This is a genomic window from Kitasatospora sp. NPDC058406 (assembly GCF_042722765.1).
In the GTDB taxonomy this organism is placed as follows: Bacteria; Actinomycetota; Actinomycetes; order Streptomycetales; family Streptomycetaceae; genus Kitasatospora.
On record NZ_JBHXKE010000297.1, the window covers coordinates 1 to 9816 of the forward strand.

7 protein-coding genes are annotated in these 9816 nt (G+C 71.5%); 2 read left to right on the forward strand and 5 right to left on the reverse strand.

Going from position 1 to position 9816, the window contains the following annotated elements:
• Nucleotides 1-36: 36 nt before the first annotated feature.
• Together ACFWOG_RS36180 and ACFWOG_RS36185 are read right to left on the reverse strand one after the other, a co-directional pair.
• Nucleotides 37-1248: a hypothetical protein gene (locus tag ACFWOG_RS36180; protein ID WP_380363611.1), complete on the reverse strand. Its 1212-nt coding sequence runs from the start codon at nt 1246-1248 to the stop codon at nt 37-39.
• A gap of 166 nt (nt 1249-1414) precedes the next feature.
• Nucleotides 1415-2776 carry a glutamine synthetase family protein gene (locus ACFWOG_RS36185; protein WP_329878801.1) on the reverse strand — a complete coding sequence of 454 codons (1362 nt, stop codon included), beginning with the start codon at nt 2774-2776 and terminating at the stop codon, nt 1415-1417.
• Between the two features lie 152 nt (nt 2777-2928).
• On the opposite strand from ACFWOG_RS36185, the gene ACFWOG_RS36190 reads away from it, so the two are divergent.
• Entirely contained in the window at nt 2929-4686 is a 1758-nt protein-coding gene (locus ACFWOG_RS36190; RefSeq protein ID WP_329951642.1) for an NAD+ synthase, read from the forward strand.
• 46 nt (nt 4687-4732) lie between these two features.
• Here the strand turns inward: ACFWOG_RS36190 and ACFWOG_RS36195 are convergent, their stop codons facing one another.
• The 3 genes from ACFWOG_RS36195 to ACFWOG_RS36205 form a co-directional block, all read right to left on the reverse strand.
• Nucleotides 4733-5782: an endonuclease/exonuclease/phosphatase family protein gene (locus tag ACFWOG_RS36195; RefSeq protein ID WP_329951641.1), complete on the reverse strand. Its 1050-nt coding sequence runs from the start codon at nt 5780-5782 to the stop codon at nt 4733-4735.
• A gap of 264 nt (nt 5783-6046) precedes the next feature.
• Complete coding sequence (locus tag ACFWOG_RS36200; RefSeq protein WP_329878806.1) at nt 6047-6688, reverse strand: TetR/AcrR family transcriptional regulator; 642 nt, start codon at nt 6686-6688, stop codon at nt 6047-6049.
• A gap of 244 nt (nt 6689-6932) precedes the next feature.
• Nucleotides 6933-8591 carry an MFS transporter gene (locus ACFWOG_RS36205; RefSeq protein ID WP_380363614.1) on the reverse strand — a complete coding sequence of 553 codons (1659 nt, stop codon included), beginning with the start codon at nt 8589-8591 and terminating at the stop codon, nt 6933-6935.
• 308 nt (nt 8592-8899) lie between these two features.
• Here ACFWOG_RS36205 and panB point away from each other — a divergent pair, with 308 nt between their 5' ends.
• A complete protein-coding gene (panB, locus tag ACFWOG_RS36210; RefSeq protein WP_380363616.1) occupies nt 8900-9769 on the forward strand; it encodes a 3-methyl-2-oxobutanoate hydroxymethyltransferase in 870 nt (289 codons plus the stop codon).
• Nucleotides 9770-9816 lie beyond the last annotated feature (47 nt).

The following is a 9816-nucleotide window of genomic DNA, read 5'->3' on the forward strand; positions in this document are numbered from 1 at the left end:
GGTGGTGCGGCAGCGGCGCTCGCCGGTGACGCGGGATCAGCCCTCCGCGGAGCCGTCCAGGTTCACGTAGGCGTAGAAGACGCCCAGGTCGTAGCCGTCCTTGTCGGTGTCGAACTTGATGGAGATGTCGGTGTCCCCGTTGCGCAGGTAGGGCGAGATGTCCCACCGGTTGGAGTCGTAGCCGAAGTTGTTGCGGTTGTACGGGTTCCGGGCGAACTGGTCGGCCGGGGCCAGCTCCTCGATGGTGGAGTTGAACGAGTCGTCGACCGGGTGGTTCACGTCCTGGAAGGGTGTCAGCGGACCGTTGGTGGACTTCATGGCGAGGGTGTCGCCGGTCCACTTCAGGTCACCGTCGTAGACCACGAAACCGAGCTTGCCCGCGACCGGACCGGTGGCCGGGGTCCGCAGCCCGCCGAGTGTGAACTCGCGCGGCGGGCTGTCCGGCAGCTCGACCTGGAAGCCGTCCCACAGGTGGACGTGGCGCAGCGGCTTGCACGGGTTCTCGTACGCGACCACGATCGTCCAGCCGCCCCAGCTGTGCGGCTTGACCACGGAGTCCATGTTGGCCGCGGTGTAGGTGCCGTTGCCGTGCTGCTTGACCAGGTCCGTGATGTCGGCGGAGGCCTGGTAGCTGCTCTCCTCGGAGGTGGTGATGTAGCCGATGGACGGCTGGTCGTTCTCGATGTTCCGGTACTGGCTCTCGCCCGGGAACTTCAGGTAGATCTCGTCGATCTGGCTCTCCGGCAGCACCGTGTCGCCGATGCCCCGGGTGCCGCCCCAGTACAGCCGGGCGTACTTGACCTGGGAGCCTTCGAGCAGGCCGAGGTCGGCGGAGCTGGCCGAGTAGATGGGGTCGCCCAGCGGGCCGACCGAACCGGGATCGATGTTGATGTACTTCATCTGGTAGTTGTTGTTGATCGGGCGGCTGCCCGCCCCGGTGCGGGCGTCCGCGCAGGCGGGCTGCGCCGGGTCGACCGGGGGCTGGCTCTCGTCACAGGTCATCAGCGAGTTGCTGATGCGGGTGACCGACCCGTGGAAGTCTCCCTGGAACCGGGTGGTGAAGGGCAGCGGGTTCGAGGCGATGGTGTCGGCGCGCAGCTCCGGGCCCTTCGGGCCCGACCCGCGGGCGTCGGCGACCGGGCCGGACAGCAACTGTCCCGCGACGGCGGCGACGGCGACCCCCGCGATCCCGATCCGGCGGGCGATCAGACGGGAGGCGGCGGCGCGGCTGACGATGGAGGAGGGCATGCGGTCCTCTTCAGGTGGGAGGGGTTGATCACGCTTATCGGATCACAACCCACCGTCACACTCTCCTCACATTCCGCCATCGGGGTTCGCACCCACCCGAACGGCGGGCCCGCCGTCATCCATTCGAACGACAGCGGGCCCGGGGGTCCTTGACTCGGCGTCAGCCTCAGAGCACCTGGAGGTTCTTCCGCAGCTCGAAGGGGGTGACCTCGGAGCGGTACTCCTCCCACTCCTGGCGCTTGTTGCGGAGGAAGAAGTCGAACACGTGCTCGCCCAGGGTCTCGGCGACGAGCTCGCTGCGCTGCATGAGGTCGATGGCCTCGCCGAGGTTCTGCGGCATCGGCTGGATGCCGAGGGCCCGGCGCTCGGCGTCGGTGAGCGCCCAGACGTCGTCGTCGGCGCCGGGCGGGAGCTCGTAGCCCTCCTCGATGCCCTTGAGGCCGGCGGCCAGGGTGACCGCGTAGGCGAGGTACGGGTTGCAGCCGGTGTCCAGCGAGCGGACCTCGACCCGGGTGGAGCCCTGCTTGCCCGGCTTGTACATCGGGACGCGGATCAGCGCGGAGCGGTTGTTGTGCCCCCAGCAGATGTACGAGGGGGCCTCGCCGCCGGCGCCGGCGGTGCGCTGCGAGCCGCCCCAGATCCGCTTGTAGGAGTTCACCCACTGGTTGGTGACGGCGGCCGTCTCGGCGGCGTGCCGCAGCAGGCCGGCGATGAAGGAGCGGCCGACCTTGGAGAGCTGGTACTCCGCACCGGACTCGTGGAAGGCGTTGCGGTCGCCCTCGAACAGCGAGAGGTGGGTGTGCATGCCCGAGCCCGGGTGGTCGGAGAAGGGCTTCGGCATGAAGCTGGCGTGCACGCCCTGCTCCAGCGCGACCTCCTTCATCACCAGACGGAAGGTCATGATGTTGTCGGCGGTGGAGAGTGCGTCGGCGTACCGCAGGTCGATCTCCTGCTGGCCGGGCGCGCCCTCGTGGTGCGAGAACTCGACCGAGATGCCCATCGACTCCAGCATGGTGATCGCCTGGCGGCGGAAGTCGTGGCCCACCCCGCGCGGGGTGTGGTCGAAGTAGCCCGACTGGTCGGCGGGGATCGGCGCGGTGCCGTCGCCGGGCAGGTTCTTCAGCAGGAAGAACTCGATCTCGGGGTGCGTGTAGAAGGTGAAGCCCTGGGCGGAGGCCTTCTCCAGGGTCCGCTTCAGCACGAACCGCGGGTCGGCGAAGGAGGGCGAGCCGTCCGGCATCAGGATGTCGCAGAACATCCGGGCCGTGCCGGGCGTCTCCGAGCGCCACGGCAGGATCTGGAAGGTGGTCGGGTCCGGCTTGGCGATCATGTCCGACTCGTAGACCCGGGCGAATCCCTCGATCGCCGAGCCGTCGAACCCGATGCCCTCCTCGAACGCCTGCTCCAGTTCGGCCGGCGCCACCGCGACCGACTTCAGGAACCCCAGCACGTCGGTGAACCACAGCCGGACGAACCGGATGTCACGCTCTTCGAGCGTCCGAAGCACGAACTCCTGCTGCTTGCCCATGGGGACAGTCTCACCTCTGCTCTTTACGTTCGTGTTACGCCCGGAAACCACCCCGACAGCGACTGACCCCCATCATGGCGGATCGCCGCGGCCGAAGGCAGCGGCAACCCCGGCCGAGACATTGCGTCAGATCGACGATTACACTCGGGGGCATGCCCAATCTCCGTCTCGCCCTCTGCCAGACCGACCCGTGGGTCGGTGACATCGCACGCAACAGCGATGAGGTGGTGCACTGGACCAAGCAGGCCGTCGAGGCCGGTGCCCAGCTGGTCGCGTTCCCCGAGATGGCCCTCACCGGATACCCCGTCGAGGACCTCGCCCTGCGCCGTTCGTTCGTGGAGGCGTCCCGGTCCGGACTGGTCGAACTGGCCGAACGGCTCGCCGGCGAGGGGCTCGGCGAGGTGCCGGTGCTGGTGGGGTACCTCGGGCGGTCCGAGCAGGCCTCGCCCCGGTTCGGCCGGCCGGCGGGGTCGCCGCAGAACTGCGCGGCGGTGCTGTTCCACGGCGAGGTGGTCACCCGCTTCGCCAAGCACCACCTGCCGAACTACGGCGTGTTCGACGAGTTCCGCTGGTTCGTCCCCGGCGACCAGCTGCCGGTGCTGCGCCTGCACGGCGTGGACGTCGCGCTCGCGATCTGCGAGGACATCTGGCAGGACGGCGGCCGGGTGACCGCGGCCCGCGAGGCCGAGGCCGGTCTGCTGCTGGTGATCAACGGCTCGCCGTACGAGCGGAACAAGGACGACGTCCGGCTGGAGCTGGTGCGGCGCCGGGCCGCCGAGGCGGGCTGCGCGCTCGCGTACGTGAACATGGTCGGCGGCCAGGACGAGCTGGTCTTCGACGGCGACTCGATCGTGGTCGGCACGGACGGCGACGTGCTGGCCCGTTCGCCGCAGTTCGAGGAGCACCTGCTGGTCCTGGACCTCGACCTGCCGGCCGCCAGCAGCGACCACACCGACGGGCTGCTGCTCGCCGACGGCCTGCACCTGGTCCGCACCGAGCTGGCCGGGACGGCCGGGACGGCCGGCGCCGCGCCGGCGCCCCGGGCCGAGGTCGCGCCGCGGCTGAGCGACGAGGCCGAGATCTGGGCGGCGCTGGTCGCCGGTACCGGGGCGTACGTGCGCAAGAACGGCTTCCGCTCGGTGCTGATCGGTCTCTCCGGCGGCATCGACTCGGCGCTGGTGGCGGCCCTCGCGGTGGACGCGATCGGCGCGGAGAACGTGTACTGCGTCTCGATGCCGAGCCGCTACTCGTCGCAGCACTCCCGTGACGACGCGGCCGAGCTGGCCCGCCGCACCGGCCTGAACTTCCGGACGGTCTCGATCGCCCCGATGTTCGACGCCTACCTGGCGGCCACCGACCTGACCGGTCTGGCCGAGGAGAACCTGCAGTCCCGGCTGCGCGGCACCCTGCTGATGGCGATCTCCAACCAGGAGGGGCACATCGTGCTCGCGCCCGGCAACAAGAGCGAGCTCGCGGTCGGCTACTCCACGCTCTACGGCGACTCGGTGGGCGCGTACGGCCCGATCAAGGACGTCTACAAGTCGCTGATCTTCCGGCTGGCGCACTGGCGCAACGAGGAGGCCGAACGGCGCGGGGAGGTGCCTCCGATCCCGGAGAACACCATCAGCAAGCCGCCGTCCGCCGAGCTGCGGCCGGACCAGAAGGACACCGACTCGCTGCCCGACTACGACCTGCTGGACACCGTGCTCGGCCTCTACGTGGAGGGCGACCAGGGCCGGGACGCGATCGTGGCGGCGGGCTTCGACCCGGCGGTGGTCGACCGGGTGGTCCGGCTGGTCGACACCGCCGAGTACAAGCGGCGGCAGTACCCGCCGGGCCCGAAGATCTCGGTCAAGGGCTTCGGCCGGGACCGCCGCCTCCCGATCACCAACCGGTGGCGGCGCGGCTGACCGGGAGCGGCACGGCGGGACCGGGTCACCGGTACCGGTAGGTGGCCTACCGGTACCGGTAGGTGGCGGCCACCGCGAGGTGGTCGCTGCCGTCCCGGTCCAGGGTGCGGGAGTCGGTCGGCTTCAGGCCGCCCTTGCTCATGATCTGGTCGATCCTGGCCATCGGGAGGGCCGCCGGCCAGCTGAAGCCGAACCCGTCGCCGGCGGCGCCCTGGGCCGAGCGCATCTGCGAGGTGATCGGGGCCAGGCTGCGGTCGTTCATGGTGCCGTTGAGGTCCCCGAGCAGCAGGACCTTCTTCAGGGGGTCGGCCTGGATGGCGTCGCCGAGGGCCTGGGCGCTGGCGTCCCGCTGGTTGACGGTGAAGCCGCCCTCGGCCCTGAGCCGGACCGACGGCAGGTGCGCGACGTACACCCCGACCGGGCCCTGCGGGGTGGTGACCTGCGCGCGGAACGCCCTGGTCCAGCCCATCTTGATGTCGACCACCGCGACCTCCCCGATCGGGTACTTCGACCAGAGGCCGACGGTGCCCTCGACCGCGTGGTACGGGTAGGTGTCGGCGAGCTCGTTCTCGAAGGTGCGCCGCGCCTTGGACTCCAGCTCCTGCAATGCGACGATCTGCGCGCCGGACTCCTCCAGCAGCCGTACGGTGCTCGGCAGGTCGGTGTTCCCGGCGGCCACGTTGTGGCTGAGGACCGTCCAGTCGCCGGCTCCGCCGCTCTTGTCGGTGAGCAGGCCGCCGAACAGGTTGACCCAGATCGCCACCGGCAGCAGCAGGGCGATCAGTGCGGTGGCCGAGCGCCGCAGCAGGGCGGGGACGAGCAGCACCGGCACGGCCAGGCCGAGCCAGGGCAGGAAGGTCTCCAGCAGGCTGCCCAGGTTGCCGACGCTGTTCGGCACCTCGGCGTGGAACGCCAGCAGCGCCGCGGTCAGCAGGGCCAGGGCGGCGACCACCAGGCCGCGTCGCCAGGTACGGCTCCCCCGGGCGTCCCGGCCCCAGCCGCGCAGGGCGAGGAAGCCGGGCGCCGGGCGCCGGGCGGACCCTTGGTCACCGGCCTCCGCCGCCGCCATGAGATCCGTCCTGTCCGCCTGCGCCATACCGTGGCTCCCGTCTTTCACGCCGTCTGTCCGGTCCGATGTCCGCCGCCGCCGAGCGGCGGGCGACGTGCCGGACTGGTGCCGGTTTGGTCGGATTCCCGGCTCAGCCTATGCCGGGACAGACGTCCGGCCGGTGGACCGGGGTTCCGGCGCGGCCGGGTTTGGTGAGCCATGCCACGTCGACCCGGGCGGACCGGCGACGCGGGCCGGTGACCGGACCGACGGCGGCCGGGTCACGGCCCGCCCCGGCCCCGCCGGGGTGGTTCAGGAACCCCCGGCGCGGAACGCCGGGCCGCCGAGTCCCTCCAGGACGGCGTCGACCATCCGGACCGCCAGCTCCGGGTCCTCCAGGTCGGAGTCGTCCCAGAGGATGCTGCGGGCGAGGATCGGCCCGAGCAGCATGTCGCCGAGCAGTTCCTCGTCGAGGTCGGACCGGAGCAGACCGTCCGCGACTCCCCGGCGGACCACCTGCCGGGCCAGCTCCCGGCGCGGGCCGATCACCCGTTCGCGGTACGCGGTGTGCAGCTCGGGCCAGCTCTGCATCTGCCCGAGCGCGACCTTGAGCACCCAGCGGGAGCGCTTGGCCAGGCCCCGCATCCGCATGTACTCGACCATCGCGATCAGGTCGTCGCGCGCGGAGCCGCCGCTCGACTCGGGGACCGGCGCCTCCATCCGGTGGAGCATGTCGACCAGCAGGGCCTCCTTGTTGGGCCAGCGCCGGTAGATGGTGGCCTTGCCGACGCCGGCGGCGGTGGCGATGCCCTCGATGGTCAGCGCGGACAGGCTGGTGCCGGCCGCCATCAGCTCCTCGACCGCGGCGAAGATGGCCTGCTCGGCGGCCTCGCTGCGGGGTCGGCCGCGCCGCGGCCCGACGGAGGCCGGCTCGGCCGTGGGGTCCGTCTTCATCCCGCTCTTCTCCCTGGCTCCTCGCGGACACACGACGTCGCTCCACTCCCGGTTCTCCCGCCCACGACCGGGACGGGCCGAGACCCCGGTACGGACGGCGGCCCCGCCGCTCCGGACGTTCCGAAGCGGGCAGGGCCCCCATTCTCGCTCAGCGGTGCCGCAGGTCAGACGCCCGCCGTTACGGCCGGGCGCCCACCGGCACGGTCCGGAGCCCACCGGCACGGCCGGGCACCCGCCGGAACGGTCAGGCGTCCGCGACGGCGGACTTCCGGTCCGGGCCGCTCTGGCCGGGGAGCCGCTGCCCGCCGGCCGCCGCCGCGCCCGGACCGTCCTGCCCCGCCGGCCCGCCCGCCGGGCCGCCCGCCGGCACCCGGCCGGGGAGCAGGAACCAGGCCAGCAGGGCCCCGACGGCGAGGATCCCGGCCGAGAGCCCGGCCACCACGTGCATGGCGTGGATGAAGGAGTCGTTCGCCGGGCCGATCAGGTCCTGGCCCTTCTCCCCGAGCCGCCCGGCGACGGCCCGGGTGGCCTCCAGCGACTCGCCCGCCTTCTCCCGCAGCTCCTCGGTGGGCAGCTGCGCCAGCCGGTCGGACATGCCGTCGCGGTAGACGGCGGAGAGCACGGCGCCGAGCACCGCGACCCCGAGCGAACCGCCGACCTGGCGGAACGTGTTGTTGACCGCCGAGCCGGCACCGGCCTTCTCGCGCGGCAGCGAGCCCATGATCGCGACGGTGACCGGCGGCATGACGTGCGCCATGCCGGTGCCCATCAGCAGGCCGAGCACGACCAGCACCCAGATCGGGGTGGTGGCGCTCAGCAGCATGTAGCCGAGGAAGCCGGCCGTCATCAGGACCATGCCGCCGGCGCAGGTGGCGCGGACGCCGAACCGGTCGACCACCAGGCGGGCCCGCGGGGCGAACAGCAGCTGGGCGACCGCCAGCGGCAGCATCAGCAGGCCGGCCTGCAGCGCGGTGTACTCGCGCACGCTCTGGATGTAGAAGACGCCGAAGAACGAGACGCCCATCAGCCCGAAGAAGACCACGCCGATGACGACCACGGAGGCGCTGAAGACCCTGTTGCGGAACCAGCTGATGTCCAGCGCGGGACTCTCGGTGCGGCTCTCGAAGACCACGAAGGCGGCCAGCGCCACCACACCGAGCAGGACCGGTCCCCAGGCCTCGACGACCGTGAAGTCGGCCAGCTCGCCGCCCTTGATGATGCCGTAGATCAGCGCCACCAGGCCGATGATGGAGAGCAGCACGCCGATCGGGTCGAGCCGGCCCGGCTTCGGGTCCTTGGACTCGGGGACGAGCAGCACCATCGCGACGAGCGCGACGATCACCACCGGCACGTTGATCAGGAAGACCGAGCCCCACCAGAAGTGCTCGATCAGCAGGCCGCCGGTGATCGGGCCGATGGCTATGGCCAGGCCGACGGCGCCGGCCCAGATGCCGATCGCCTTGGGCTGCTCGGACCGCTCGAAGACGTTCATGATGATGGCGAGCGTGGCGGGCATCGCCAGCGCACCGCCGACACCCATCAGCGCGCGGTAGCCGATGAGTTCGGCCGGCGTGCTGGCCATCGCGGAGAGCAGCGAGGCGATCCCGAAGACCGCCATGCCGGCCAGCAGGGCCCGCTTCCGGCCGAAGCGGTCACCGAGCAGGCCGGAGGTGAACAGCAGCCCGGCGAAGACCAGGGTGTACGAGTTGATCGACCATTCGAGGTCGCTCTGGCTGGCGCCGATCCCGGTGGGCGCCGGCGACGCGATGGTCTTCATCGCGACGTTGAGGATCGAGTTGTCGAGCACGACGACGAGCAGGGCGAGCACGAGAGTGCCCAGGATCGCCCAGCGCCGGCGGTGGATGGCTTCCGGCACGCGGGGTGGCGCGGCTGCGGTGGTCATTGGTTTTCCCGTCCGTGGTACGGCGTGACACTGGCGGGTATTTCCGAGCCGCTTACGTCTCGTAACCCCCTCGGTCAGCGTAGCGCCCTTTTCGATACGAGACGAATCCGTTTCGTAAAGACCGGGCAAAGCTCCGCACCCGGCACGCGCCCGTCACGCCCGGTCCGCGCCCGGGGGTCCGGTGTGTCCTGGATCGCACCGGACGGCTTGCGCGCCTCTTTGCGCCCGCGCCGGGGCGTGCAAGCATGGAGGGGATCCGGGGACGCCGCACGGCGCCACGAGACGACAACCTTTCAGGAGCCTGTTCGATGAACGCTTCTTCGCCTTCGCCTGCCCAGAACCAGGCGTCGACCGCCACCCTCTACGGTGGGGTCACCAATCGCCGCGTCACCGTCCGCGACCTCTCCGGCGCCAAGCAGCGCGGTGAGAAGTGGTCGATGCTGACCGCCTACGACGCCCTCACCGCGGGCGTCTTCGACGAGGCCGGCACCCCCGTTCTGCTGGTCGGCGACTCCGCCGGCAACTGCCACCTCGGCTACGAGACCACCGTGCCGGTGACCATGGACCAGATCGTCATGCTGGCCGCCGCCGTCGTCCGCGGCACCAAGCGGGCGATGATCGTCGCCGACCTGCCGTTCGGCTCGTACCAGGAGTCCCCGGCCCAGGCCATGCACAACGCGGTCCGGCTGATGAAGGAGGCCGGGGTCGGCGCGGTCAAGCTGGAGGGCGGCGAGCGCAGCGCCCGCGCGATCGAGCTGCTGGTCGAGGCCGGTATCCCGGTGATGGCGCACATCGGGCTCACCCCGCAGTCGGTGCACGCGCTCGGCGGATACCCGGTCCAGGGCCGCGGCGACGAGGCGGCGCACCAGCTGCTGCGCGACGCCAAGGCCGTGCAGCAGGCCGGCGCCTTCGCGGTGGTCCTGGAGGCGGTGCCCGCCGAGCTGGCCGCCCGGGTCACCGAGCAGCTCGCCGTCCCGACCGTCGGCATCGGCGCGGGTGCGGACACCGACGCGCAGGTCCTCGTCTGGACCGACATGGCCGGCATGACGGCGGGCCGGGTGCCCAAGTTCGTCAAGCAGTACGCCGACCTGCGGGCCGTCCTCGGCGAGGCCGCCCGCGAGTTCGCCGCGGACGTGCAGTCCGGTACCTTCCCCGCCCCGGAGCACACCTTCCACTGACGCGAACCGCGCCCGGGGTCCCGTCGGCCGGCCGTCGGGGCCCCGGC